The following is a 25,984-nucleotide window of genomic DNA, read 5'->3' on the forward strand; positions in this document are numbered from 1 at the left end:
CATGCCTTCGACTACAGTTTGTCGCAGACGTGCCCAGGCGCTTTCCAAAACTCGGGGAGCGATGCCGCCGGCCCTGTGGCAGGCTAACGAACTTTCGATTCATCTTTCAATTTACCGTTCACCAACCCGGGATCTGTCATGTCTCAAGCGCCCGATTGCCGACTGGATGCCTCCGGTCTGAGCTGCCCGCTTCCATTGCTCAAGGCCAAGCAGGCTCTCGCCGGCATGCAGGCCGGGCAACTGCTCGAAGTGATCGCGACCGATGCGGGCTCCTGGCGTGATTTCGAGAGTTTCGTCGAGCACAGCCGACACACGCTGGTCGAGCGCGAGCAAGCGGACGGAATCTATCGCTACTGGCTGCGCAAGGCGGATGGAGACGCACCGGCATGAGTTTGAAGGGCATTCTGCGTCACTGGTTCGAGCGTTATCTTTCCGATGAAGAAGCGATCGTCCTGCTGGCACTGCTGATCGGCGGCTTTGCCATCGTGATCTGGCTCGGCGGTGCGCTGGCACCGTTTTTCACCGCGCTGGTCGTCGCCTTCCTGTTGCAGGGCGTGGTGGCCTGGCTGGAGCGTCGAGGGCTGCCGCGTCTGCTGGCGGTGGGGCTGGTCTTTCTACTGTTCGTGGGGGCGCTGCTGGCACTGGCACTGGTCATCATGCCGCTGGTCTGGAATCAGCTGGTCGAGCTGGTCCAGGAAGCCCCCAGCATGTTTGCCAGCAGCCAACGCTGGCTGGGCGAGATGCAGACGAAATATCCGACCATCGTCACGCCGGATCAGATCCAGGGCTGGATCGCCACGGCCGGACACCAGGCCTCGCAGCTCGGCCAGCGGGCGCTGACCTTCTCGCTGGCGTCGCTGGGTAATCTGATGGCGGTGATCATCTACCTGGTCCTGGTGCCGATCCTGGTCTTCTTCATGCTCAAGGATCGCGAACGGCTGGTCGCCTTCATGCTGTCGATGCTGCCGGGCAAGCGCACGCTGATGACCCGTATCTGGCAGGAGATGGATGACCAGATCGCCAACTACGTGCGCGGCAAGACCATCGAGATCATCATCGTCGGCAGCGTGGCCTTCATCGTCTTCTGGGCCTTCGGGCTGCCCTACGCCGCCTTGCTGGGGCTGATAGTGGGGCTGTCGGTGCTGGTGCCCTATATCGGCGCCGCGGTTGCCACGCTGCCGGTCGCGGCGGTGGCGGGTTTTCATTTCGGCGCCAGCGAGCAGTTCCTGTATGTGCTGGCGGCGTACGCCATTCTGCAGGCGCTCGATGGCAATGTACTGGTGCCGGTCCTGTTTTCGGAAGCGGTCAACCTGCACCCTGTCTCGATCATTCTGGCAGTGCTGTTTTTCGGCGGGTTGTGGGGCTTCTGGGGCGTGTTCTTCGCGATTCCGCTGGCAACCCTGATCAAGGCGCTGGTGCAGGCCTGGCCGCGAGGCGAGTCGGACCAGGCCGAGATAGAGAAGGCGCCCTGAAGCGCGTCCGCGCCGACCGTCAGGCGTTGAGTTCGCGCGCCGCTTCGAGCACTTCTTCCACGTGCCCCGGCACCTTGACGCCGCGCCACTCGCGGGCCAGGTTGCCGTCGGCGTCGATCAGAAACGTGCTGCGCTCGACACCCAGATGCTCCTTGCCGTACATCTTCTTCAGCTTGATCACGTCGAACTGCCGGCAAATCGCTTCGTCGCGATCGGAGATCAGCTCGAACGGGAAGCCTTGCTTGGCCTTGAAGTTTTCGTGGGACTTGAGGCCATCCCGCGAGACGCCGAAGACGACCGTGTTGGCGGCCTCGAACTCGCCGATCCGATCACGGAAATCGCCGCCTTCGGTGGTGCAGCCCGGGGTGCTGTCCTTGGGATAGAAATAGATCACCACCTGCTTGCCACGGTAGTCGCCGAGACGAAAGGTCGTGTCGCCGGTGGCCTCGGCGGAGAAATCTTCGACGGGTTGTCCAACGCTGAGGGTCATGAGCCGCTCCGAAATGAAAGGGGAAGGGTTCGCCAAAATCCCTGAGGATTCCGTTGCGAACGAACGATAGCCGATTCTGGCGGTCAATGCTCGGGCGTGACGATCATCGAGGCGGGCAGCGGTCTTCAGCCAGCGGCGACGTCGGGTGTCGAGGCGCCGATCTCGGCGGGGAGCCGGCTTGCCGGCTGTACACGCCGAGGCTGCCTGAGTACCATCTGAGGTTTGCAAATCGTGCCTGGTAGGCGCCATGCCCGCATCGGCATGCGTCCGGGGTTCCGGGATCCGTCAGGTCCGGTTGTTCGCTTGCCGGATAATCGACTTGCGGTGAGTTAACGCGGCCGGCGTCCATCCCGGCCACAGGGAGAGAGCTGCAAGATGATCACAGGCAGTATCGTTGCCATGGCGACGCCGATGAAAGCCGGTGGCGAGATCGACTGGGAGGCGCTGCGTCGCCTGGTGAATTTCCATCTCGATCACGGCACTGACGCGATCGTCGCCGCCGGTACCACGGGCGAACCGACCACGATGTCGTTCGCCGAGCACTTCGATGTCATCCGCACAGTGGTCGAAGAGGTCAACGGTCGGATCCCGGTCATCGCGGGCACGGGCGCCAACAACACGGCCGAAGCGGTCGAGCTGGCGCGCTACGCCAGCGAAGTGGGCGCCGACTGCTGTCTGTCGGTGGCGCCTTACTACAACAAGCCGACCCAGGAAGGCTTGTATCAGCATTTCAAGGCGGTCGCCGAAGCCAGCGAACTGCCGATCATTCTCTACAACGTGCCTGGTCGCACCTGCTCCGACATCTACAACGAGACGGTTTTCCGCCTGGCGGAGCTCGAGCGGATCGTCGGCTTGAAAGATGCCACCGGCAATCTGGAACGTGCCGAGGAGTTGATCGATCGGCTCAAGGGCAGCGATTTCGCGCTCTACTCCGGTGACGACCCCACCGCTTGCGACTTCATGCTGATGGGCGGCCACGGCGATATTTCCGTCACCGCCAACGTGGCACCGAAGTCGATGCATGACCTGTGTGTCGCGGCGACCAGCGGCCAGCGCGAAAAGGCGCACCAGATCAACGCGCGTCTGGCGCCTTTGCATACGGCGCTGGGGATCGAATCCAACCCGATTCCGGTCAAGTGGGCGCTCAACCGCATGGGTTATGCCGACACCGGGATCCGGCTGCCGCTGACCTGGCTGTCCGAGCGCTACCACGGCAGCGTCGGCGAAGCGTTGCAGCTCGCCGGCATCGACAGCAAGTGATACCACCCGGCGTGGATCGAATCGCTAACCAGCCCATTGCTTCAAACAAAGGTGGATGCATGAAGCCCGTCCTCAAATGGATGCCTCTGGTGTTGTGCTCGTCGCTGGTCCTGTCCGGCTGCGGTCTGTTCCAAGACGGTTATTACTATGACCGCAACGACGAGTACCAGAACGCCAAGATGACCCAACCGCTGGATCTGCCGGCTTCGCGCAATCAGGTTCGCTATCAGGATTCGATGCCGGTTCCCCAGGCCGACAGCGATTTCTCGTCGACGGAGGCCATGGACGACGCGCCGCGTCCGCAGCCGCTGGCCTCCGGGCAGAGCGACGAGCAGCCTTATGTCGAAATGCGTCAGGCGGGCAGCGAGCGTTGGCTGCTGGTCGATGCCGCGCCGGCCAGTGTATGGCCGCGCCTGCAGGGCTTTGCCGTCGATCATGGCGTCAATCCGACCGCCATCAATGCCGCCAGCGGCCGCATCGATACCGCTCAGGGCAGCATGAGCCTGCGTCAGGGGCTGCGCAGCGGTACCAGCGAAGTCCGCTGCGATATCGGCAGCAGCGCCCAGTGTCTGACCTCGGTCAAGGCGTATCTGGACAGCAACCATACCGCCGACAGCGGCGTGTCGCTGGCCGCACAGCCGCTCGACCAGAGCGAGCGCGTGAAGCTGCGCAACCGCGACGGCGGCTGGAAGCTCGACCTGGCACTGGACAGCGAGCGTGCCTGGTCCGAGCTCTACTATCAGTTGCAGAACGGATTCGATGACGATCGCCTGACGGTGACGGATCAGAACCGCAGCGCTGGCCAGTTCTTCGTCGACTATCTGCCGCTGGAAGCCGACGACGGTGGCTGGTTCGACTGGTTCGGCAGCGACCCGCAGCCCAACCATTACCGCCTGCAGCTCGACTCGAACGCCAACAATACCGTGGTGACGGTCGATGATGCCGATGGTCAACCGGTGGCACCGGCCGCGGCACGGGAGCTGCTGGACGCGATCGCGTCCACGCTGCGCTGATGGCGTCGCCTTCCACACCGGGCCTTCACTTCGCCTCGCTGGGCAGCGGCAGCAAGGGCAACGCGACGCTGGTCAGCGATGGCGAGACCTTGGTGCTGGTGGATTGCGGTTTCGGCGTGCGCGAGGCGGAGAAACGCCTCGCGCGGTTGGGTGTCCATCCGCGCCAGCTGTCGGCGGTACTGGTCACTCACGAACACAGCGATCACATCACCGGGGTGGGCGCCCTGGCGCGCCGCCACCAACTGCCGGTCTATCTGAGCGCCGGCAGCTGGTTCTCCGGCAGATTGGGCGAGGTGCCCAGGCACGAACTGCTGGTGCCGCAGGCACGCTTCGCCATCGGCGGGCTGGAGATCGATCCGGTCACCGTTCCCCATGATGCCCGTGAACCGATCCAGTTCTGCTTTCGTGCCCACGGCCGCCGCCTCGGGGTATTGACCGATCTCGGCCACCCGACGTCTCACGTGGCCGATGTCTTCGGCGGCTGCGATGCGCTGTTCCTCGAGTGCAATCACGATCCGCGCATGCTGGCCGAAGGCCCCTATCCGCCGCACCTGAAGCGCCGTGTCGCCGGTCGCTGGGGCCATCTCGCCAACGGCCAGGCGGCGGAACTGCTGCGCCGGCTGGGGCTCGATCGGCTACAGCGGATTGTCTGCTCGCACCTGTCGGCGCAAAATAATCATCCCGAGCGGGTACTGGAAACTCTGGTGCCGCTGCTCGACGGCGATGAGTCGCGTCTGCTGGTCTCGGCCCAGGATAGCGGTATCGACTGGCAGCAGGTGGCCTGACGGTGACAGGAACCGTCTCGTCGCCACACCACGTTTCACCTTCATCACCCTCATGAACCTGCTGCCCCAAGGGGCCGCGACGCGGAGACAGCTCCATGCAAAAACGCGATCTTCTCTATGCCGGCAAGGCCAAGTCGGTCTACCTGAGCGACGACCCGCAGCGGCTTGTCCTGCACTTTCGCGATGACACCAGCGCCTTCGACGGCAAGAAGAAGGAAGCCCTCGAGCGCAAGGGCATGGTCAACAACAAGTTCAACGCCTTCATCATGGAGAAGCTCCAGGCGGCGGGCATTCCCACGCACTTCGAGCAGTTGCTCTCGGACACCGAGTGCGTGGTCAAGAAGCTGGAGATGATTCCGGTGGAGTGCGTGGTGCGCAACCTGGCCGCCGGTGGCCTGGTGCGCCGCCTTGGCGTCGAAGAAGGCATCGCCCTGAATCCGCCGACCTTCGAGCTGTTCCTGAAGAATGACGAGAAGGGCGACCCGATGATCAACGAGTCGCTGGCCGAGACCTTCGGCTGGGCGACGCCCGAGCAGCTGGCGACCATGAAAGCGCTGACCTTCCAGGTCAACGACGTGCTCAAGCAGCTGTTTCTCGATGGTGGCATGCTGCTGGTCGACTACAAGCTCGAGTTCGGCGTCTTCGAGGGCGAGATCGTGCTGGGCGACGAGTTCTCGCCGGACGGCTGCCGGCTCTGGGATGCCGAGACCCGCGAGAAGCTGGACAAGGATCGTTTCCGCCAAGGGCTGGGCGGCGTGATCGAGGCCTATGAGGAGGTGGGGCGGCGTCTGGGCATGACCTTCTAGAAACGCTGTCTCAATTCCTGCGCGGGCAAATTGCTTTGTTGTACGGCCCCGGTGCGCCGGTCCGATCGGAATCCTCACCTATAACCCATAGGCTCCGGTTCCTGCGCGCCGTACGCCTTGCACATTTCCATGAGAGGCCCCGACATGACAACGTCGGGGCTTCTCGCTTTCTGGCGATGAGGTTTCCGGCGTATGCCTGCGCCTTCAGTCGATGCGTTCCGCGCTCTCGATTGTGATCGGCGTCTTCGGCACATTGGCGTGAGGGCCCTGGCGGCCGGTGGCAACGCCGGCGATCTCGTCGACGACGTCCATGCCGGAAACCACGTGGCCGAACACCGTATAGCCGGGGTTGTAGAGATCGCGGTAGTTCAGCGCGCTATTGTCGACCAGATTGATGAAGAACTGGCTGGTCGCGGAATCCGGATTGGCGGTTCGCGCCATGGCGATGGTGCCGCGGGTATTGTCGAGACCGCTTTTCTCCAGCGCGATCGGTGCGTGGGTCTCCTTCGGCTCGAGATCCGCCGTCATGCCGCCGCCCTGGATCATGAAGTCCTGCATCACGCGATGAAAGACCGTGCCGGCATAGAAGCCTTCATCGACGTAGCTCAGGAAGTTGTCCACCGTCTTGGGGGCCGCCTGGGCATCGAGTTCGACTTCGATGTCGCCCTGGCTCGTGTGCAGGCGCACATGCGGATGATCGGCATCGGCGAGCGCCGGAAGAGAGAATGCCGTCAGGGCGGACAGGCAAAGGGCAATCAGCGACTTTTGCATCGAAGGCACTCCAGTCATTCATCGAAGTTCGCCAGCCTAGCCGCATCGGTGCCGAGTGACCAGCCCTGGTCACGTTCGATCCGCTCATCAGCGCGGCTCGATTGCTTCCACCCGAATTTCGGTGTCGACGGCACCTTCCATGACTCGAAAGCGCACGTTGACGTCGCGCAGGAAGACGCCGTAGCGCCGGGTGACGTCCTGCCGGTTCGAGCCGCTGCCGTGATAGGCGGGGCGTGGGTCCTGGGCCAGCACCTCTTCGATCAGTCGGGACAGCGATTCACCGTCGGGATGGCGCTGCAGCGCTTCCTGCGCCGCGGCACTGAAAGCGACGCGGTGCCGGGGCGGCGGCGCGGGCGCGAAACCGGCATCGGCATCGGGGCGGGACTCGGCCCAGGGCAGATAAGGCTTGATGTCGAGAATCGGCGTGGCGTCGCAGAGATCGTGCCCCCGCAGGTGCAGTTTCACCCGGCTTCGATACTCGGCCAACCGAGACCCGGCAATCGGCGTCTGGGCGAACGCGGGTTTCGGCGTGCATTCGATATCGACCAGCTCGACCAGCGACAGGCCAAGGCGGTTGGGGCGGTGGGTGCTGCGGCTGGCGAAGACGCCGATGCGCTGATTGCCTCCCAGGCGGGGCGGCCGCACCCGGGGCGTCCAGTTCTCCGGGCTGCGATCGAAGACGAAGGTCAGCCACAGATGGGTCATCGCCTCCAGGCCTTCGACGGTGAGCGGATCGTCGAACGCCGGCGCCAGATAGAGAATCGCCCGCGCCGACGGCGCCAACCCCGGCTGGCGCGGAATCCCGAACTTGTCGGGATAATCGCTGGCGACATGACCGATCGTCTCCAGCGTGAAAGCGCTGTCGGACACAGGGGCATGGCGTGAGGGCTCTGAAATCATGAAATCGCGCTTTTCGAGGTGAACTTTTGCAATGGTGCCATAATGCAGTAGCGCTCGGCCCCGGGTGCGGCAGGATTCCGGAAGCTCGCATGATACCAAGGAGAGGTGTTTGATGAGTTTTTTGCATGTTTACCACGAAGCCGATGGCGACCAGCCGTTGCTGTCGACGCGCGATGACGAACGTATCAAGCTGGAACTGGGCGCCCATCAGATTCTCTTCCAGTCCCATTCGCTACCGCCGCTTCGCAGTACCGCGAGTGCCGACGAGGTGCTCGATGAGCACGCCGCGCTCATCGACGAGATGCGTTTGCACAGCGGGTGTCAGCGGATCGAACTTCGCGGCATGAGCCCGGTCTATCCCGATGGCCAGTTGCGGCGGGAGCTGCTCTACAGCGAATCGCGCGGCATGGGGCAGCAATGGCATCTGTTTCTCCATGGTCAGGCGATTTTCTACCTGCATCTGGCTTATCGTGTCTATGTCGTTGGCTGCGAGCGCGGCAATCTCATCACCATTCCCGCGAATCTGCCTCACTGGTTCGATATGGGGCCACAGCCGGATTTCGTCACCGTGACGCTCAGCGAAGGGGATACGGATTCGCTGGCGGAAACCGCCAGCGACATCGCGCTGCGCTTCCCGCGCTATGAGTCTCTGGTCAACGACGCTGCGTGATCCGGCGGTGTCGTTGATGGTCGGTCAGCTCGGAGGATCTCGATATGCTCGAACGAACCCGCTTCCGTGAGGCATTGCCTCGGGATGCCTCGGATCAGGCCGAGGTTTTTTACCATGCGATCATGGAAGGCGCGGCCAATCACTATACCCTGGCCCAGCGCGAGGCCTGGGCATCGGCGCTGCCGCGCACTGCGGAAGCGTGGATGGCGCGGCAGGCGATCCACTCCACGCTGGTGGCAGAGTGCGACGGGCATTGCATCGGCTTCTGCGAACGCGATCTCCGGGCCGGGCGCATCGAAACGCTCTACGTCTGGCCGTCGGTGGCACGGCAGGGCGTGGGATCGCGTCTGCTGTCGCTGTCCATCGAGGCATTGAGAGAAGCGGGGCACAGCGAGGCAATGATCGAAGCGAGTCTGGTGCTGGCGCCGTCGTTGGCCGAGCGCGGTTGGGCGACCCTGGGCGAAGAGTGGAGCGAACGCCAGGGCGAGCGGCTGCCGCGAGTGCGAATGCGATTGGCACTGGATGCCGGCGGCACGTGAACGCAACCGTTGCCGGTTTCGGATGTCTCCATTTCCCTTGAACCGAGAAATTCGGTAGAGTCGCTTCCATAATGAAAGTGACCCACGATATTTCCTCTTTCTGCCCGGTGGCCCGCGCACTCGACTGCGTCGGCGACAGCTGGACGCTGCTGATCCTGCGCGACGCCATGCAAGGCGCGCGTCGCTTCGACGAGTTCCAGCGCGGCCTGGGCATCGCTTCCAGCATGCTGACGCGGCGTCTGGATCGCATGGTCGCCAACACGCTGTTCGAAAAGCGCTGCTATCAGCAGCATCCGCCGCGTTACGAGTATCATCTGACGGCAAAGGGCCACGACCTCGCACCGGTCATTCTGATGCTCTACCGCTGGGGCGAAGACCATTTGCCGATTGAAGCCGACGGCTTCCATCTGGTCGATCGACAGACCCTGGACCCTGTCGATCCGATCCTGTACGACCGCCACCATGACAGGCCATTGTCGCCCGGCGATGTGCGTCTGGCCCCCGGCCCCGACGCCAGCCCGGCGGTTCATGCCCGTATCGAGCGCATGCAGAAAGCCTTCGACCGTGGTGCTTCTTCCCACTCGCAGACAGCGGCAGCGAAGGCTTCTGGCCAGCTTGTCGATGTTGCGAGTAACTCGATCAATGACTGAAAGGACATCGTCATGCGACGTATCGTAGTGACAGGTATGGGCATCCTCTCGCCGTTGGGATGCGGTATCGAAACCGTGTGGCAGCGTCTGCTGTCGGGCGCCTCCGGCCTGCGCCGGCTGCCGGCGGAGACCGTCGAAGGTCTGGCCGTGGGCGTCGGCGGGCCGGTGCCGACCATCGAGGAAGACAGCGCCGGCTTCGACCCGGATGCCACCATGGATCCGAAAGAGCGGCGCAAGATGGACCGCTTCATCCAGATGGCGGTCGCGGCGGCGGAAGAAGCGCTGACCCAGGCCAACTGGTTCCCGCAGACGGAAGCCGAGAAGGAGCGCACGGCGACCCTGATCGGCTCGGGCATTGGCGGCTTTCCCTCCATTGCCGATGCAGTGCGCACGGTAGACAGCCGGGGGCCGCGGCGGTTGTCTCCGTTCACCATTCCTTCGTTTCTGGCCAACCTCGCCTGCGGCCAGGTCTCGATCCGTCATGGCTTCAAGGGCCCGCTCGGCGCACCGGTGACAGCCTGTGCCGCCGGCCTGCAGGCGATCGGTGATGCCGCGCGCATGATTCATGCCGGCGAAGCCGATGTCGCGCTCTGCGGCGGCAGCGAGGCGTGTATCGATCGCGTCAGCCTGGGTGGTTTCGCCGCCGCCAAGGCGCTCTCCAGCCATTTCAACGACACGCCGGAGCAGGCGTCGCGGCCGTTCGACCAGGCTCGCGACGGGTTCGTGATGGGAGAAGGTGCCGGCCTAATCGTGATCGAGACCCTCGAACACGCCCTGGCACGGGGTGCGACGCCGATTGCCGAGCTGGTCGGATACGGCACGACCTCCGACGCCTACCACATGACGGCAGGGCCTGAGGACGGCTCCGGCGCGGCGCGCGCGATGCAGATCGCACTGCGCCAGGCTGGGCTGGAGGCGTCCGAGATCCAGCATCTCAACGCTCATGCCACCTCGACCCCGGTGGGCGACCGAGGCGAGCTCGCCGCCATTCATCGCCTGTTCGGCGATCGCTCGCCGGCCATCAGCGCGACCAAGGCGACCACCGGCCATCTGCTGGGTGCCGCGGGCGGCGTCGAAGCGATCTTCACGCTGCTGGCGCTGCGTGACCAGACCGCACCGCTGACCCGCAATTATGCCGATCCCGACCCGATGACGGCGGGCCTGGACATCGTCCACGGCGAATCGCGCCAGATGCCGATGGAACATGCCATCTGCAACGGCTTCGGTTTCGGGGGCGTCAACGCCAGCGCGATCTTCAAGCGTTACGAGGCGTAAGCTTTCGGCCACGAGCCACGAGCCACGAGCCACGAGCCACGAGCCACGAGCTACGAGCTACGAGCTACGAGCTACGAGCTACGAGCTAAAAAAGGCGCCAGCGACATTGTCGCTGGCGCCTTTTTGTTCGGGCGAACTCAACTGCGCGATGCGTGCCAAGACGTAGCGCCGACGAAAGTCGCAAGGCTAAACTCGACGTTGGCAGCCGCTCGAACCTAGTCCTTGCGATGGGGACCTGTGCTGATACCTTCGGCATAGGACGCTTTTCGCAATTCGCCGTCCCATCGCTGAAAGCCGTGGGGCTGCCGCCTCCTTATACTCGATTGACATAACCCCTAACCCTCAGGGAGAAAGACATGGCCGCGAGCCCGACACGTGACGATTTCGACCGCTACATGACCCCCAACTATTCGCCGCAGCAGGCGATTCCGGTGCGCGGCGAGGGGAGCCGCCTGTGGGATCAGGCGGGCAAGGAGTACATCGATTTCGCTGGCGGTATCGCGGTCAATGCGCTGGGGCACTGTCATCCGGCGCTGGTCGGCGCGCTGACGGAGCAGGCCAACAAGCTGTGGCACCTCTCTAACGTCTATACCAACGAGCCGGCACTGGCGCTGGCCAGGCAGATGGTCGAGCGGACCTTCGCCGACAAGGCGTACTTCTGCTCTTCCGGCGGCGAGGCCAACGAAGCGGCCTTCAAGCTGGCGCGGCGCTGGGCTTTCGACAACTTCGGCGAGAAGAAGCACAAGATCATCTCGTTCAAGCAGGCGTTTCACGGCCGTACGTTGTTCACCGTCAGCGTCGGCGGTCAGCCCAAGTACTCCGAGGGGTTCGGCCCCATCCCGGGCGGCATCGTGCACGCCGAGTTCAACAATCTCGACAGCGTTCGCGCGCTGATCGATGACGATACCTGCGCCATCGTGGTCGAGCCGATCCAGGGCGAAGGCGGCGTAACGCCGGCAACGCCCGAGTTCATGCGCGGTCTGCGCGAGCTGTGCGATCAGCACCAGGCCCTGCTGGTCCTCGACGAAGTGCAGTCCGGGGTCGGTCGCAGCGGCAAGCTCTACGCTTACATGCATTACGGCGTGACCCCGGACATCCTGACCTCTGCCAAGGCGCTGGGCGGCGGCTTCCCGATCGGCGCGATGCTGACCACCGATCGCGTGGCGCCGTCGCTGGCGGTGGGAACGCACGGTTCCACCTACGGCGGTAACGCGCTGGCCTGCGCCGTGGGTCTGGCCGCGCTGACCACCATCGATACGCCGGAAGTGCTGGCGGGCGTCGAGCGTCGTCACGAGCTCTTCCGCGAGCATCTCGAGGTCATCAATCGCAAGTACGGTGTGTTCAAGGAGATCCGCGGCATGGGTCTGCTGATCGGCGCCGAGATGAGCGACGACTTCGAGGGCCGCGCGCGGGATATCCTGCCGCTGGCCATCGAACAGGGGCTGATGATTCTGGTTGCCGGCCCCAACGTGCTGCGCATGGCGCCGTCGCTGGTGATCCCGGAAGCGGATCTCCAGGAAGGCATGGCGCGGCTGGAACTGGCCATCGAGCAGCTCGTCGGCCAATCATGATCCATGCCGATGTTGTCTCAGGTGCCGTAGCGGATTCGACGACGAGAAGCGTCGGACACCTGCTGTTTCGTCCGGCGCAGTCCGGCGATCTGGCCGCGATCGAGCGGCTGGCTGGCGGCTCCACGCCCAAGCTGACCAACCTGCCCGCGCATCGCGACCGGCTGGAGGAGCGGATCGCCCGCTCCTCCCGTTCGCTTGCGCGCAATGTCGACTTCCCCGGCGACGAGCTCTACACCTTCGTGCTCGAGGATCGGAACCTGGGGGAGATCATCGGCACGGCGAGCATTCGGGCTCAGGCCGGCGCGCAGGACGCCTATTACACCTACCGCCAGGAAACCCTGATCCACGCCTCGCAGCAGCTCAACCTGCGCCATGAGGTGCAGACGCTGTCGCTTTCCCACGAGATGTCGGAAGTCTCGCTGCTGTGCGCGCTGTCGCTGGATTCGCGCTACCGCGGCACCAGTGCGGCGACGCTGCTGCGCCGCGCCCGGCTGATGTTCATCGCCCAGTATCCCGAGCGCTTTGCGGAGACGCTGGGCGTCGCCTTCCCGGGCTACCTCGACGAGGCGGGCGGCTCGCCGTTCTGGGACAGTGTCGGCCGCCACTTCTTCGAGCAGAGCTACCACGAGATCAACCTGCTGGCGGGTGTGCGCTCGAAGAGCTTCATCGCCGAGGTGATGCCGCAGTTCCCGCTCTATCTGCCGTTGCTGACGCCGCAGGCCCGGGCGGCGATCGGGCGTGAGCATCCGGCCCACGAGCAGGCGCTACAGGAGATGCTGGCCGAAGGCTTCGTGCGTTCGCGCCATGTCGATATCTTCGACGCCGGCCCGGTGGTCAGAGCGGAAAGGCAGCGGCTGCACACGCTGACCCACTGCGGCTGGCACCCGGTGCGGATCCGTCCGGCGGCCTCGCTGCCGGATGCCGAGCCGGCGATGGTGGCCAATCAACAGCTGGCGGATTTTCGCTGCACCGTCGCGCGTTACGCGCTCACCCCGACCGGCCAGCTGCTGCTGTCGGAAGAGCAGGCGGCATTGCTGGGCGTCGAGGAGGGGCGTGCCGTGCTGGTCGCGCCGCTGGCGCTACCCAATGTCGAAGACGCGCTGGACGAGGGAGAACTGTAATGCGCCTGCGACCCATTGGGCACCACGATATCGACGAACTGCAGGCCCTGGCCCAGGAAACCGGCGTCGGTTTCACCTCGCTGCCCAACAGCCGCGAGTTCCTGACCGCCAAGATCGACAACGCGGTAGCGGCGTTCGAAGGTCGCGTCCCCGAGCCGGAGCGGCTCTATTTCTTCGTGCTCGAGGACGAGCAGACCGGCGCGCTGGCGGGTTGCTGCGCGATCGAGGCCGAGGTCGGCCGGGAGACGCCGTTCTACCACTATCGTGTCGGCAAGCTGGCCCACTCATCGGTCCAGCTCGACCTGCATCGCACCATCGATACGCTGTTTTTGAGTTCGGATCACACCGGCGACGCCGAAGTCGCCTCGCTGTTCCTGCGTCCGGCCTACCGGCGCGACCGCAACGGCACGCTGCTCTCCAAGGCGCGCTGGCTGTTCATGGCGGAGTTCCGCGAATGCTTTCCGGCCAAGGTGCTGGCGGAAATGCGCGGCGTCTTCAGTCCGGACGGCGTCAGCCCGTTCTGGAACAGTCTCGGCAGCCACTTCTTTCCGATGGAATTCAAGCAGGCCGACCAGCTCACCGGGCTGGGGCAGAAGAGCTTCATCGGCGAGCTAATGCCGAAGTACCCGATCTATGTGCCGTTTCTGCCGCAGGCGGCGCAGGACTGCATCGGCCAGGTCCACGAGCACACCCGGCCCGCGCTGGAAATGCTCAAGAAGGAAGGGCTGCGCTGGGAAGGCTACATCGACATCTTCGACGGCGGCCCCACGGTGGAAGCCTACATCGATGACGTGCGCGCCATTCGGCATTCGCGCTGCGTCACGGTGGAAGTCGGCGGCGAGCGGTTGGCACAGTCCGAGCGCCCCGGCTGGATGGCTGCGACCACCGGCATGAGCGACTTCCGCTGCAGCTGGATCGGCCGCGGCCCCAGCGAGGATGACGTGATCACGCTCACCACCGCCGAAGCCGAGCGCCTGGACGTGACCAGCGGCGACCGGTTGCGGGTGCTGGAAACCTGAGCTTCGAGCTTCGAGCTTCGAGCTTCGAGCTTTCAGCGTGATCGAATCCTGAATTTCGCGGCTCGCGGCTCGCGGCTCGCGGCTCGCGGCTCGCGGCTTACCAACCAATCATCAGGAGCGACATATGCACGCCAAACAACAACTGCTGATCGACGGCCGCTGGATCGAGGGCGCGGCGGCGTGTTTCGACAAGCGCGATCCCGTTTCGGGCGACTCGCTGTGGCAGGCCGCGGCGGCGTCGCCCGAGCAGGTCGACGAGGCGATCTCGGCAGCGCGGCGTGCGTTTCCTGGCTGGGCGCGTCGCCCCTTTGCCGAACGCCAGGCGATCGTCGAGCGTTTCCGCGATGAGCTGGAGAACCACCGCGAGCCGTTGGCCGACTGTATCGCGCACGAGACCGGCAAGCCGATCTGGGAAGCGCGCACCGAAGTGGGCGCGATGATCGGCAAGGTGGCGATTTCGCTGACCGCCTATCACGAGCGCACCGGCGAGCGCGCCCGGGATGCCGGTGGCACGCGCGCCGTGCTGCGCCATCGCCCGCATGGCGTGCTCGCGGTCTTCGGTCCCTACAACTTTCCGGGCCATCTGCCCAACGGCCACATCGTGCCGGCGCTGCTGGCGGGCAACTGCGTGGTGTTCAAGCCCAGCGAACAGACGCCGATGACCGCCGACCTGACCCTGCAGTGCTGGGAGCGGGCGGGCCTGCCTGCCGGCGTGATCAACCTGGTCCAGGGCGCGGCGGAAGTGGGGCAGGCGCTGGCGGGCAACGCCGATATCGACGGCCTGCTGTTCACCGGCAGCGCCAAGGTTGGCGGGCTGTTGCACCGCCAGTTCGGCGGCCAGGTCGGCAAGATCCTGGCGCTGGAGCTGGGCGGCAACAACCCGCTGGTGGTCAAGGACGTGCGTGATCTCGACGCGGCGGTGCTGACCATCGTCCAGTCGGCGTTCCTTTCCGGCGGGCAGCGCTGTACCTGTGCGCGCCGGCTGATCGTGCCGGCGGGCGAGGCCGGCGACCGGCTGGTCGAGAAGCTGTCGCAAGCGCTGGCCGAGCTTCGCGTGGCCGAGCCGTTCAGCGAGCCGGCGCCGTTCTATGCCGGGTTGGTCAGTCCGCAAGCGGCGGAAGGCCTGCTCGAGGCGCAGCGCGATCTCGAAGCCCGTGGCGGACGCGTGCTGGTACGCATGCAGTCCCTGCAGGCCGGCACCAGCCTGCTGTCCCCGGGGCTAGTCGACGTCACCGGCTGCGACGTGCCCGACGAAGAGCACTTCGGCCCGCTGCTCAAGGTCCATCGATACCAGAGCTGGGACGAGGCGATCGAGCTGGCCAACGATACCCGCTACGGCCTTTCCGCCGGCCTGATCGGCGGCGACCAGGCCGACTGGGACGACTTCCTGCTGCGGATTCGCGCCGGTATCGTCAACTGGAACCGCCAGACCACCGGTGCTTCCAGCGATGCACCGTTCGGCGGCATCGGCGACAGCGGCAACCATCGCCCCAGCGCCTATTACGCGGCGGACTACTGTGCCTACCCGGTGGCCTCGATGGAGGCCGATACGCTGACGATGCCCACGGAGCTGCCGCCGGGGGTGACACTGTGAGCAGCGAAGCGGACATGACGGCCGAACGGGACGTGCGCGAGGTCAACTTCGACGGCCTGGTCGGCCCGACCCACAACTACGCCGGGCTGGCCCATGGCAACGTGGCCTCGATGCGCCATGGCGGGCTCGCGTCCAACCCGCGCGAGGCCGCGCTGCAGGGGCTGGCCAAGATGAAGTCGCTGATGGACGCTGGCTACGCCCAGGGCGTGCTGCCGCCACAGCAGCGCCCGGACCTGGGCGCCTTGCGGGCGCTCGGTTTCCAGGGGGACAACACCCAGGTGCTGGCGCGGGCCGCCAGGGAAGCGCCGCAGATCCTGCGGGCGGTGTGTTCGGCCTCGTCGATGTGGACCGCCAACGCCGCCACCATCACGCCGAGTCTCGATGCGCCCGACGGCCGCGTTCACTTCACGCCCGCCAACCTGCAGTCGAGCTTCCATCGCTATCTCGAGCCGGAAACCACGGGCCGCGTACTCGCCTCGATCTTTCGCGACGAACGCCATTTCGCCCATCATCCCGTGCTGCCGGCGACGCCGGCATTCTCCGACGAGGGTGCCGCCAATCACACGCGCCTTTGTGGCGACCACGGCGACGCCGGCGTGCATCTGTTCGTCTATGGCCGTCAGGCCTTCGGTGGCGAGCGCGCCCCCAAACGCTATCCGGCTCGTCAGACGCTGGAAGCGAGCCAGGCGATCGCGCGCCAGCATGGCCTCGAGGATTCCCGGGCCGTCTTCGCCCAGCAGCATCCCGACGCCATCGACGCCGGTGTCTTTCACAACGACGTGATCGCCGTAGGCAACGGGCCGGTGCTGCTCTATCACGAGATGGCGTTTCTCGACGAGGAGAAGACGCTGGATGCGCTGCGCGAACGAATGACGACGCCACTCATCCCGGTGCGGGTGCCCAGCGAAGCGATCAGTCTCGAAGACGCGGTATCGACCTACCTGTTCAACTCGCAGTTGCTGTCGAATCCGGATGGCAGCATGACGCTGGTGGTACCGGGGGAGTGTCAGGAAAACGAATCCGTCTGGCGGACGATTCAGGACCTGCTGCTGGCGGGCTACAACCCGATCAGCGAGGTGATGGTCAAGGACGTCAAGCAGAGCATGCGCAACGGCGGCGGCCCCGCCTGCCTGCGCCTGCGGATCGTGCTGTCCGCGGCCGAGCGTCAGGCGCTGAGCGGGCGGGTGCTGTTGAACGACGCGCTCCATGCCGATCTGGTGGGCTGGGTCGAGCGGCACTACCGCGACAGCCTGACTCCGGACGACCTGGCCGACCCCCGGCTCGCCGACGAGACACTCACGGCGCTCGACGAGCTGACTCGGCTGCTCGGTATCGGCAACGTCTATCCGTTTCAGCGCGAGTCGACAGAACGCGCGTAACGAGACGCCTGCCTGGTCAGAACCGTCGACGCCGGCTCAGCGCCGCGAGGCCGAGCAGTGCCCCCGCGATGACCGTTGTGGTGATGACAGGGTGCATCGAGGCCTCGGTGTAGAGGCTGGTCTTGGAAACATGATGTGGGTAGTTCCCGCGCTCGCGCATCTCGGTGCCGGGTTCATGTAGCGCAAATGACTGGCGATGCTCCGCACGCCCGGACTTCTGCTGATCGATCATCAGGCCGCCCATGAGGCGATCGGTCAGGCGCGGCGCGAAGTAGTCGAGCATTGCGATCGCCTTGCTGCCGCCCCCGGCACGAATGTCGCGTCGGGGATGAACGGCGCAGTGCAGGATCGCCTTGGCGACGATGCTCGGCTCGTAAAGCGGCGGCGGCAGGCTGGGCTCCTGCTCGAGCAGGTTGTGGGCATGTTCGGCATAGGGCGTGGCGATGCTGCCGGGTTTGACCAGGGTGACCGAAACCGGGGCGCCCAAGGCTTCCAGCTCCACGCGCAGCGAATCGGTGAAGCCCTTGACGGCATGCTTGGAGGCGGAATACATGCCCTGAATCGGAATCGCGCGATCGGACACCAGCGAACCCAGATTGATGATCGCGCCGCCATGGCCCGCAGTGCGTGTGGAGAGATAACGCGCCGCCTCCAGCGAGCCGTGAACGACGCCCCAGAAGTTGGTCTCGAACAGCTTGCGATGGTCTTCCAGCGGCACATCGAGCATATAGCCGTAAAGCGACGCGCCCGCATTGTTGATCCAGGTATCGAAGCCTCTGAAATGGTTGAAGGCGGTCTCGGCGATGCCGTGTACCTGAGCGGGATCGCCCACGTCAGCCACGGCATGAACCGCCTCCGCGCCACGTTGACGAAGCTCCTCCACCAGTCGAACCAGCGTATTCTCGTTACGTGCCGATACCACGAGGCGCGCCCCCCGATCGGCGGCCATGCGCGCCGTGGAGAGCCCAATGCCGGAGGTTGCGCCGGTAATCACGACGACCTGATCTTCGAGATGCTTCAGCCTGATACCCATGTCGCTCTCCTTGCCGGCCCTTGACGCATCGCGCTCGTGCCTGAGCGAAGTCCGTTTCGGGACCTGTTCCGAGGTCTGTTCCAGGGTCTATTTCGGGGTCTGTTCTGGAAAATAACTCTCTACAGCATAGAAGGCGGCAGGGGATTGCAAAGCCAAGGCATGCCCCGGCTTTACCGAGAGCAATGAAAGGGAGAAACCGTGCGTCAGTCGTCCGTCAGCTTGACCATCTTCGGCCGGCCGATCAGCACGCCGGCCACGCTCTGGCCGGCCAGCAGCACGATCAGGAAGATCAGCGACAGCTGCCAGTCGCCGCTCAGCCCGTGCAGCGCGCCGAACAGCAGCGGCCCGCTGGCGCCCATCAGGTAGCCGATACTCTGGGACATGCCCGACAGCATCGCGGCGTGCTGGGGCTGACGGGTGCGCAGCACGATCATGGTCAGCGCGAAGCTGAAACAGCCGCCCTGGCCGGCGCCCAGCAGCAACGCCCACAGCAGCGGCGAGGCCGTGGGCGCGAGCAGCAGGCCGAACAGCGCCAGCGCCACCAGCGAGCAGAGCCCCAGCACCAGCAGGCTGTGATGGGTCAGCCGCGACGCCAAGCGAGCAACGATGTAGCTGCCCGGAATGCTGGTGAGGTTGATCAGCGACAGCATGATCCCGGCGGTCGCCACGGGAACGCCGGCCTGGATCGCCACCGCCGGTACCCAGGTCTGCAGCGTGTAGAAGCTGAGCGACTGGGCGCCCATGAACAGCGTCAACGTCCACGCCACCGGACTTCTGAACAGCCGCGACATCGGCGGCCGGCGCGTGGCGGCCGGTTCTTCGGGCGCCAGCGTGAGCGCCACCCGCCACCACACGATGGCGGAGCCGATGCCGAACGCCGCCCATAGCCAGATCGGCGTGGACCAGCTTCCGGAGAGATTCATCAGCGGAATGGCGCTACCGGCACTGATCGTGGCGCCGACGCCCATCATCACCGTGTAGAGCCCCATGGTGCGGCCCAGGCGGTCGCCGCGATCGCGCTTGACCAGGCTCGGCATGAACACATTGCCGAAGGCGATGCCCAGCCCCGCGCACAATGTCCCCAGCAGCATGACCGTCAGACTCTCGACGCCACGCAGCACGCCGCCGAGGGCGATCAGCGTGATCGCGCAGGCGATGGCGCGGTCGAGGCCGACGCGATCGGCGAAGCCCGGCGCCAACGGCGAGAGCAACCCGAAGCAGAGAATCATCCCGGTGGTGAACAGGCTCGCCGTTCCCGCGCCGATGGAGAGCGTCGACATGATCGGATCGAGTACCGGCCCGATGACGACGATCGGCGCACGCAGATTGATCGCCGCCAGACCGAAGGCGACGAGCCACAGCCAGGCCGGTAGCGGGGGACGAGAGATCGAGGCTGACGACACGGGGAATGATCCTTCGCTGAATGGGCCGGCATTTTACCATCGTTGATCGGCGTATCGGTGCTGGCGAGGTTCACCACCCGTTGGCTGCGCGAGGCACGTCAAAGTCGAAGCGATTGGTGCTTGCGCGTGTAAAGTGGTCGTTTTACATTGGGTGTCATGGATATTCGCACACGACTCATCTCGACTGCCGAGCAGCTGTTCGACCGGTACGGCTTCACTGCCACCGGGATGGACCGGCTGACGCAGGCGGCCGGGATCTCCAGCCGTACGCTTTACAAGCACGTCGGCAGCAAGAACGGGCTGATGGCCGCCGTCCTGAACGAGCGGGACCGCCGCTTTCATCGGCTCGTCGGCGCGGACAGTGTCGACGCGCTGTTCGAAGCCCTGGAGACCTGGTTCGAACAGGAGGGCGCGCGGGGCTGTCTGTTCCTGCGGGCCTGGGGCGAAACCGGTGGCGGCGTGCCGGAAATCGCCGAGGCGATGGCGCGACACAAGCAGCGACTGCGGCAGCGAATCGACGAGATCGTGGTGGCGGAGATCGGCCGGCGCGACGACGAGCTGGCCGAAACGATTCTGCTGCTGTTCGAGGGCGCGATGCACGCCGCGACCTATCGTGGCGGTGCGGCTGTCGATGGTGCACGGCGTGCCGCCCATCGGCTGATCGAGATCGCACGGACGCCTTGACGCCGCGGGTTACCCAGGTGCGGCTTTACGGCCGTATTCGACGAACGAGCTGACCCCAGGATCGGCGGATTTTTTACGCTTGTAATAAAAACGATCGTTTTACATCTGATCGGACATCGCTTTCGACGAACCGGATTTCCCGTCTCGCGACGGTGAATGCTCGAATGGAGAATGCCTCATGAAGCGCTCGGAAATGCGCCTAGTCCTCGCTGGCACGCTGCTGACCGGCGTCAGTTATGGTTTGGCTCGCTTTGCCTACGGACTCTTTCTGCCCAGCATGCGCGAGGATGTGGGGCTGAGTTCGGCCATGGCCGGGGCGATCGGTAGTGGTGCCTATGTCGGCTACTGTCTCGCCATCGTGGTCAGCGCACTGCTGGTGGAGCGCCTGGGACCGCGATTCGTGGCGGTCACCGCGGCCCTGATCGCGGCGGCAGGCATGGCAATCATCTCGATCAGTACCAGCCCGCTGCTGCTGGCCGGGGCCATTCTACTGGCGGGTACCAGCACCGGGCTGGCTTCTCCGCCGATGGCCCAGGCCGTCTCGGCGTCGATCGCGCCCGCTCGGCAGAACCGGGCCAACACCATCATCAATGCCGGGACCAGTCTCGGCGTCGCGATCTCGGGTCCGGTGGCCTTCATCGCCACGGGGCAGTGGCGACTCGCCTACGCTGCGTTCGCCGTCGCCGCGCTGCTCAATGCGCTGCTGCTATTGGTGACCATGCCGCGAGCGAATTCCGGTACCGGCCGCCAATCCGGTTCACGGCAAGAAGAGCCTCGCGGCGGTCTCTGGCGCCCGCGCGCGCTGATGCTCGTGGTCGCGGCCACCAGTACGGGCCTGGCCAGCGCCGCCTACTGGACCTTTTCGAGCGAAGCCGTGGTTATGCTGGGCCACTTCGATCAGGCGATGACCAATATCGTCTGGATCCTGATCGGTGTCGCCGGGCTGATCGGTAGTTTGGCGGGGGATTTGGTCAAGCGCCTCGGCCTCAACGTCACTCATCGTGCAACGCTGGCCGCGCTTGCGCTCTCGCTGGGTTTGCTTGCGCTGATCCCATCCAGCCTGCCGGCGGTGCTCTTCTCGGCCGCACTTTTCGGTGGCGCCTACATCATGCTCACCGGTGTCTACCTGGTGTGGGGAATCCGGCTCTACGCGGACCGACCCGCCATCGGTCTTGGCCTGCCGTTTCTGATGATCGCCGTGGGCCAGATCGTCGGCTCGCCGCTGGCCGGCTATCTGATCGGCAGCCGGGGGTACGCCTTCTGCTTCATCGTCTTTGCGCTGATCGCTCTGGCGACGATGCTGGTCGGATATCGCTCGGACGAAAAGCAGGACAAGCGACAGGAGGAAGTCGTGGCTGCTCGAGGCGCTTGCCGGAAGCCCGTTTCGTCAGCAATGTCGGGCTCTCCGGTCCCTCGCTTCTACATGCCGGCCATGCCGCCGCTGGGGTTGATGGACAGGATCGGCCGCAGCGTCGGCGACTGGCTCCGTTCGGTCAGGCGCTGATGCCGTCGCGGGGAGCCCTGGGACTCCCCGAGGCGACTCACTCTCCCAGCATCGCCTCCACGACGCAGGCGTGCTGCAGCAGCGCCGCGTCGCCGCCCTGGGGGCGAGACAGCATCAGGCCGATAGGGAGTTCCGCGCCTGAAGGGAAGTAGGGCAGCGAGATCGAAGCGGCGTCGAGATAGTTGAAGACGCTGGTGTTGCGCAGCGCCAGCCGGTTCGCGCGTTGGAACGCGGCGGCGTCATTCTCGAGATCGGCCCGCTTGGGCGGCAGCGTCGCGACGGTGGGCAGCAGTACTGCGTCGAAGCCGGCCATCTCGACTTCGAAGCGACGTTGCCAGCCGGCCCTCGGCCACAGGCGCTGGAGATAGTCCGCTGCGCTGATGTCCCGGCCGCCGTTCAGACGCTCGGCGATCAGCGGATCGTAGTCCGCCTCGGCACGCTCGAGTTGTTCACGGTGCAGCGCTGCCGCTTCCGGCACCACCAGACCGCCCTGCTGATTGATCGCCAGCGCGCCGTCGACGGCCGAAAACGACAGGCGCTCGACGTGGCACCCCTTGGCTTGGAGTGCGGCTATGGCCGCTTCGAAGCCATCACGGACCGCATCGTCCAGTTCGCTCAGCAGACCGCCTTCGGCGATCGCCAGCCGCAGTGGCCGAGGCGAGGCATCCAGTGGCGGCATCGGCCGGTCGGCGAGTATCGACCACAGCCGCGCGCAGCAGTCGACGCTGGGCGCGATCGGTCCGACGCAATCCAGGCTCGGCGCCAGCGGGTAGGCGCCTTCGCCTGGTACGGCTTGCTGGCTGGGCTTGAACCCGGTCAGACCGCAGAATGCGGCGGGAATGCGCAGCGAACCGCCGGTGTCGCTGCCCAGCGTGGCTGCGGCAAGGCCGAACGCCACCGAGGCGGCGCCACCGGAGGTCGACCCACCGGTAATGCGCTCGGCATCGAAAGGATTGGGCGGCGTGCCATAGTGCTGATTGAGCCCGAGCCCCGAGAACGCGAACTCGCTCATGTTGGTGCGTCCGGTTAGCAGCGCCCCGGCGCGACGCAGACGGGCAACCGAGGGCGCGTCCCTCTCGGCCGGTGCGCTGTCACCCAGCACCCGTGAAGCGGCCATGGTCACCTCGCCGCGAACATCGAACAGATCCTTGATGCTGATCGGAGCGCCGCCCAGCGACTCGCTCGGGTCGACTCGCGTCAGCCGGTCGCGCAGCTTGTTGGCATCGAACTCGATGAAGGCAGAGGTGGCGACGTCGGTCTGCGACTGCGCCCGCTCGATCAACGCCTCGAGCGCCTGGGCGGGCGTGAAATCGCCAGCATCGACTGCCGCCTGCCAGTCATTCAAGCGGCGCTGATGCGGCGGGCGGGCCCAGAACGCGCTGGCGGCATCGAGCTGGCTCATTGCGCCACCTCGAGTTCGATGACGGTGTAGCTGTGGCCCAGACGACGATTCAGGACCGGATCGTTGAGCATCATCGAGAAGCGCGGGCTGGGTCGAATGCCACCGATGGCCGGTACCGTGCCGCACAGCAGCAGGGTGTTGGGCGCCAGCGACTGCCCCTGCTTGAGCGCGTCGGGCAGTTTGGCCAGCAGCGTATTGACATCCAGCAGCTCGGCGAGCGTGCCTTGTTGATAGGTGACGGTCTGGCCGTTTTCTTCGATCTCGCTTGCCAGTTCCAGCGAATCCCAATGATCACGGACCTCGTCCAGTGCCCAGGCCCGGGTAGCGACCGGCTTGGCGCAGAGCTGCTTGGATTCGGCCACGCCGACGGCTTCCAGCTTGCGGTCGGTGTGATCGGAGGCGAGCGTTACCCACAGGCGGCCGTTGCTATCGCTGATCAGACAGACTTCGGCTTCACCGGAGCCTTCGCCGCCCAGCATCTCGACGTTCTCGGCCTGGGTCAGCAATTGCGCGCTGGCGCGGTAGAACAGCGGCACGCTCGACGGCGGCTTGACGCCGAGTTCGGCCAGTTCCTCGATGTGGTGCTGGACGCCGGCCTGGTCGCGGCCGGCCCAGCCGGCGATGGCCAGGCGTTGCGGGGTGACGCTGAGGGAGCCTTGGGGCGTTTCGAAAGTCAGCATGAGATAGGTTTCCGGATTCGATGAATGAGGTTCACAGCGCGCGGATCATAGTGAGTCGGGTAGCCACAGCGCGATACTGGGGAAAGCCACCAGCAGAGCGGCCATCAGCAGCATGGCACCGATGAACGGCAGGGTGCCGATGATCACGTCCGAGAACGGCTTGCTGCGCCGGGATGCCTGAACGATATAGAGGTTGAGTCCCACCGGCGGCGTGATCAGGGCCATCTCGACGAACAGAATCATGACGATGCCGAACCACACCTTGTCGAAACCGGCGGCGGCGATCAGCGGCGTCACGATCGGAATGGTGATGACCATCAGCGACAGCGTTTCGATGAAGAAGCCGAGGACGATGAACAGCGCGATGACCGCCAGCAGCAGCCCGTAGGGCGAGAGGTCGTAGGTGTTCAGCAGCGTCGTCAGATTCTGTACCAGCCCCGACGAGGTCAGCGCAAAGTTCAAAAACGAGGCCGCCAGAATGATGAACAGCAGCATCGAGGTCGTCTTGACCGTACCGTCCAGCGCGGCTGTCAGCATCCGACGATCCAGGCGACGATTGGCCGCCGCCAGTCCCAGCGAGACGATGACGCCGACGGCGGCCGCTTCGGTGGGCGTGGCCCAGCCCAGGTAGATCGAACCGACGATCACGATGAATAGAATCAGCAGCGGCGCCAGGAAGGCCAGGCTGCGCAGCCGTGCGTCCCAACTGGCGACGTTGCGCGGGCCGCCGAGGCTCGGCTTCCACCAGCACATTACCAGTGCCACGGCCATGAACAGCAGCGACAGGCCGAGGCCGGGAACCAGCCCCGCCATGAACAGCTTGGGAATCGACGTTTCGGTCAGGAACCCATAGACGATCAGGTTGATCGACGGTGGAATCAGAATTCCCAGCGTACCGCCGGCGGCGATGCTGCCGCAGAACAGACGGGGATCGTAGTCGAGCTTGTCGCCCTGTGGCAGCGCCACGGTGGAGATCGTCGCGGCGGTGGCGACCGAGGAACCCGAGGTGGCCGAGAACAGCGCGGCGGTGGTGATGTTGGCGTGGATCAGCCCGCCCGGCAGCCACGAAAGCCAGTGATCCATGGCGCGATAGGCCTTCTCGGCGATGCCGGCGCGGACGATGATCTCGCCCATCAGCACGAACAGCGGAATCGCGATCAGCAGGAATGAGTCCGCCGCCGACCACAGGTTCTGTCCCAGCGCCTTGGTCAGCGGAAAGAACGAGAAGAACTGGTCGACACCGAAGGCGAGCAGGAACAGCGTGACCGCGACCGGAATGCCGGCCAACAGCAGCACCAGAATGCCGACCGAGAGAAATCCGAGCATCAGCGTGACTCCTCTGAAAGTGGCGCTTCGGAAAGTTCGCCGTTATCCATGCCGGCCAGCGCATCGAGCGTCGCCGTGTCCCGCTGGAACAGCGCGACCAGCACTCTCAGGCCCATGACGCTGGTGGTGAAGGCGAACCAGCAATAGCCCGCGGCCCACAGCAGTTGAGGAATCCACAGTGGTGTGGCCAGTGGGGTGTTGGCGGTCGAACCGTTGGCGAGGGACTTGGCCAGCACCGGATAGGCGTTCAGCGCGATCATCCAGGCCACCAGATTGAGTGCCAGCAGCGACACGATGTTGAGAGTGTGCTGCGACAAGGGCGGCAACCGGCCGTGAACGACATCGATGCGGATGTGCGCCCGCTCGAGCAGCGTGTGGGAAATCCCCCAGGCCGAGAGCACGGCCAGCACGTAGCCCGAATACTCGTGGACGCCGGAGAGCGAATGGCCGGCCAGCTTGCGCAGCAGGATTTCCACACCAATGAAGATGACCACCGCCAGCAGCGCGAAGCCGATCACGCGGGCGGCGAGCCGCGACAGGCCGCGAGTGAAACGCACCAGCCCGTCCAGCCCCTGAATCAATGCAGACATGGGAAGTTCCTGTCCATCGAAGGTAACGATTCACACACACCGGCCCG

General features: G+C 65.1%; 26 protein-coding genes. 17 read left to right on the plus strand and 9 right to left on the minus strand.

Annotation, left to right across the window (positions count from 1 at the left end; all coding sequences use genetic code 11):
- The first annotated feature begins 138 nt into the window (after positions 1-138).
- Both BC443_RS15625 and BC443_RS15630 read left to right on the plus strand, forming a co-directional pair.
- A complete protein-coding gene (locus BC443_RS15625; RefSeq protein WP_071232753.1) occupies positions 139-390 on the plus strand; it encodes a sulfurtransferase TusA family protein in 252 nt (83 codons plus the stop codon).
- The gene (locus BC443_RS15630) at positions 387-1,472 is read left to right on the plus strand and encodes an AI-2E family transporter (RefSeq protein WP_071232754.1); all 1,086 of its coding nucleotides are present in this window, start codon (positions 387-389) and stop codon (positions 1,470-1,472) included. The genes BC443_RS15625 and BC443_RS15630 overlap by 4 nt, the downstream gene beginning before the upstream one ends.
- A 19-nt stretch (positions 1,473-1,491) precedes the next feature.
- Here the strand turns inward: BC443_RS15630 and BC443_RS15635 are convergent, their stop codons facing one another.
- Positions 1,492-1,962 (minus strand): peroxiredoxin, encoded by a 471-nt coding sequence (locus tag BC443_RS15635; protein ID WP_071232755.1) that lies wholly within the window; start codon positions 1,960-1,962, stop codon positions 1,492-1,494.
- A 375-nt stretch (positions 1,963-2,337) separates the two neighbouring features.
- On the opposite strand from BC443_RS15635, the gene dapA reads away from it, so the two are divergent.
- From dapA to purC, 4 genes are all read left to right on the plus strand, one after another.
- On the plus strand, positions 2,338-3,222 hold the full coding sequence (gene dapA / locus BC443_RS15640) for a 4-hydroxy-tetrahydrodipicolinate synthase (protein WP_071232756.1): 885 nt from the start codon (positions 2,338-2,340) through the stop codon (positions 3,220-3,222).
- Positions 3,223-3,281: 59 nt separating this feature from the next.
- Positions 3,282-4,235: an outer membrane protein assembly factor BamC gene (bamC, locus tag BC443_RS15645; RefSeq protein ID WP_071232757.1), complete on the plus strand. Its 954-nt coding sequence runs from the start codon at positions 3,282-3,284 to the stop codon at positions 4,233-4,235.
- Positions 4,235-5,020 (plus strand): MBL fold metallo-hydrolase, encoded by a 786-nt coding sequence (locus BC443_RS15650; protein WP_071232758.1) that lies wholly within the window; start codon positions 4,235-4,237, stop codon positions 5,018-5,020. The genes bamC and BC443_RS15650 overlap by 1 nt, the downstream gene beginning before the upstream one ends.
- A gap of 95 nt (positions 5,021-5,115) precedes the next feature.
- Positions 5,116-5,826, plus strand: a complete 711-nt coding sequence (gene purC / locus BC443_RS15655; protein ID WP_071232759.1) for a phosphoribosylaminoimidazolesuccinocarboxamide synthase — start codon at positions 5,116-5,118, stop codon at positions 5,824-5,826.
- A 204-nt stretch (positions 5,827-6,030) separates the two neighbouring features.
- On the opposite strand, the gene BC443_RS15660 is transcribed toward purC, so the two are convergent.
- Both BC443_RS15660 and tsaA read right to left on the minus strand, forming a co-directional pair.
- Positions 6,031-6,597: a peptidylprolyl isomerase gene (locus tag BC443_RS15660; protein WP_210766295.1), complete on the minus strand. Its 567-nt coding sequence runs from the start codon at positions 6,595-6,597 to the stop codon at positions 6,031-6,033.
- Positions 6,598-6,684: 87 nt separating this feature from the next.
- Positions 6,685-7,467 carry a tRNA (N6-threonylcarbamoyladenosine(37)-N6)-methyltransferase TrmO gene (gene tsaA, locus BC443_RS15665; RefSeq protein WP_348769680.1) on the minus strand — a complete coding sequence of 261 codons (783 nt, stop codon included), beginning with the start codon at positions 7,465-7,467 and terminating at the stop codon, positions 6,685-6,687.
- Between the two features lie 142 nt (positions 7,468-7,609).
- Here tsaA and BC443_RS15670 point away from each other — a divergent pair, with 142 nt between their 5' ends.
- The 9 genes from BC443_RS15670 to astB all read left to right on the plus strand — a co-directional run bounded on the left by BC443_RS15670 (position 7,610) and on the right by astB (position 17,315).
- On the plus strand, positions 7,610-8,167 hold the full coding sequence (locus tag BC443_RS15670) for a hypothetical protein (RefSeq protein WP_071232762.1): 558 nt from the start codon (positions 7,610-7,612) through the stop codon (positions 8,165-8,167).
- A 44-nt stretch (positions 8,168-8,211) separates the two neighbouring features.
- Complete coding sequence (locus BC443_RS15675) at positions 8,212-8,706, plus strand: GNAT family N-acetyltransferase (RefSeq protein WP_071232763.1); 495 nt, start codon at positions 8,212-8,214, stop codon at positions 8,704-8,706.
- Between the two features lie 71 nt (positions 8,707-8,777).
- Positions 8,778-9,356, plus strand: coding sequence for a helix-turn-helix domain-containing protein (locus BC443_RS15680; protein WP_071232764.1), 579 nt, complete (start codon positions 8,778-8,780; stop codon positions 9,354-9,356).
- A gap of 12 nt (positions 9,357-9,368) precedes the next feature.
- Positions 9,369-10,631 carry a beta-ketoacyl-ACP synthase II gene (fabF, locus tag BC443_RS15685; protein ID WP_071232765.1) on the plus strand — a complete coding sequence of 421 codons (1,263 nt, stop codon included), beginning with the start codon at positions 9,369-9,371 and terminating at the stop codon, positions 10,629-10,631.
- A gap of 356 nt (positions 10,632-10,987) precedes the next feature.
- Positions 10,988-12,202, plus strand: coding sequence for an aspartate aminotransferase family protein (locus tag BC443_RS15690; RefSeq protein WP_071232766.1), 1,215 nt, complete (start codon positions 10,988-10,990; stop codon positions 12,200-12,202).
- Entirely contained in the window at positions 12,199-13,323 is a 1,125-nt protein-coding gene (locus BC443_RS15695; protein ID WP_083387458.1) for an arginine N-succinyltransferase, read from the plus strand. The genes BC443_RS15690 and BC443_RS15695 overlap by 4 nt, the downstream gene beginning before the upstream one ends.
- Positions 13,323-14,342 (plus strand): arginine N-succinyltransferase, encoded by a 1,020-nt coding sequence (gene astA, locus BC443_RS15700; protein ID WP_071232767.1) that lies wholly within the window; start codon positions 13,323-13,325, stop codon positions 14,340-14,342. Before BC443_RS15695 ends, astA begins: the two co-directional genes overlap by 1 nt.
- A 124-nt stretch (positions 14,343-14,466) precedes the next feature.
- Positions 14,467-15,936, plus strand: coding sequence for a succinylglutamate-semialdehyde dehydrogenase (gene astD, locus BC443_RS15705; RefSeq protein ID WP_071232768.1), 1,470 nt, complete (start codon positions 14,467-14,469; stop codon positions 15,934-15,936).
- A gap of 14 nt (positions 15,937-15,950) precedes the next feature.
- A complete protein-coding gene (gene astB, locus BC443_RS15710; protein WP_071232818.1) occupies positions 15,951-17,315 on the plus strand; it encodes an N-succinylarginine dihydrolase in 1,365 nt (454 codons plus the stop codon).
- A gap of 16 nt (positions 17,316-17,331) precedes the next feature.
- On the opposite strand, the gene BC443_RS15715 is transcribed toward astB, so the two are convergent.
- Both BC443_RS15715 and BC443_RS15720 read right to left on the minus strand, forming a co-directional pair.
- A complete protein-coding gene (locus tag BC443_RS15715; protein ID WP_071232769.1) occupies positions 17,332-18,348 on the minus strand; it encodes an SDR family oxidoreductase in 1,017 nt (338 codons plus the stop codon).
- Between the two features lie 203 nt (positions 18,349-18,551).
- Positions 18,552-19,751 carry an MFS transporter gene (locus BC443_RS15720; RefSeq protein ID WP_071232770.1) on the minus strand — a complete coding sequence of 400 codons (1,200 nt, stop codon included), beginning with the start codon at positions 19,749-19,751 and terminating at the stop codon, positions 18,552-18,554.
- A 156-nt stretch (positions 19,752-19,907) separates the two neighbouring features.
- On the opposite strand from BC443_RS15720, the gene BC443_RS15725 reads away from it, so the two are divergent.
- Positions 19,908-20,435 carry a TetR/AcrR family transcriptional regulator gene (locus BC443_RS15725; RefSeq protein WP_071232819.1) on the plus strand — a complete coding sequence of 176 codons (528 nt, stop codon included), beginning with the start codon at positions 19,908-19,910 and terminating at the stop codon, positions 20,433-20,435.
- A 178-nt stretch (positions 20,436-20,613) separates the two neighbouring features.
- Positions 20,614-21,939, plus strand: a complete 1,326-nt coding sequence (locus BC443_RS15730) for an MFS transporter (RefSeq protein WP_071232771.1) — start codon at positions 20,614-20,616, stop codon at positions 21,937-21,939.
- 37 nt (positions 21,940-21,976) lie between these two features.
- Here BC443_RS15730 and BC443_RS15735 read toward each other — a convergent pair whose 3' ends face one another.
- The 4 genes from BC443_RS15735 to BC443_RS15750 are packed head-to-tail and all read right to left on the minus strand — an operon-like array spanning position 21,977 to position 25,937.
- Positions 21,977-23,341 (minus strand): amidase, encoded by a 1,365-nt coding sequence (locus tag BC443_RS15735; protein WP_083387459.1) that lies wholly within the window; start codon positions 23,339-23,341, stop codon positions 21,977-21,979.
- A complete protein-coding gene (locus BC443_RS15740; protein WP_071232772.1) occupies positions 23,338-24,021 on the minus strand; it encodes a DUF2848 domain-containing protein in 684 nt (227 codons plus the stop codon). Before BC443_RS15740 ends, BC443_RS15735 begins: the two co-directional genes overlap by 4 nt.
- 45 nt (positions 24,022-24,066) lie before the next feature.
- Positions 24,067-25,347: a TRAP transporter large permease gene (locus tag BC443_RS15745; RefSeq protein ID WP_071232773.1), complete on the minus strand. Its 1,281-nt coding sequence runs from the start codon at positions 25,345-25,347 to the stop codon at positions 24,067-24,069.
- The gene (locus tag BC443_RS15750) at positions 25,347-25,937 is read right to left on the minus strand and encodes a TRAP transporter small permease (RefSeq protein WP_071232774.1); all 591 of its coding nucleotides are present in this window, start codon (positions 25,935-25,937) and stop codon (positions 25,347-25,349) included. The genes BC443_RS15745 and BC443_RS15750 overlap by 1 nt, the downstream gene beginning before the upstream one ends.
- Positions 25,938-25,984 lie beyond the last annotated feature (47 nt).

The organism is Salinicola sp. MIT1003, from assembly GCF_001858555.1.
Taxonomy (GTDB): Bacteria; Pseudomonadota; Gammaproteobacteria; order Pseudomonadales; family Halomonadaceae; genus Salinicola; species Salinicola salarius.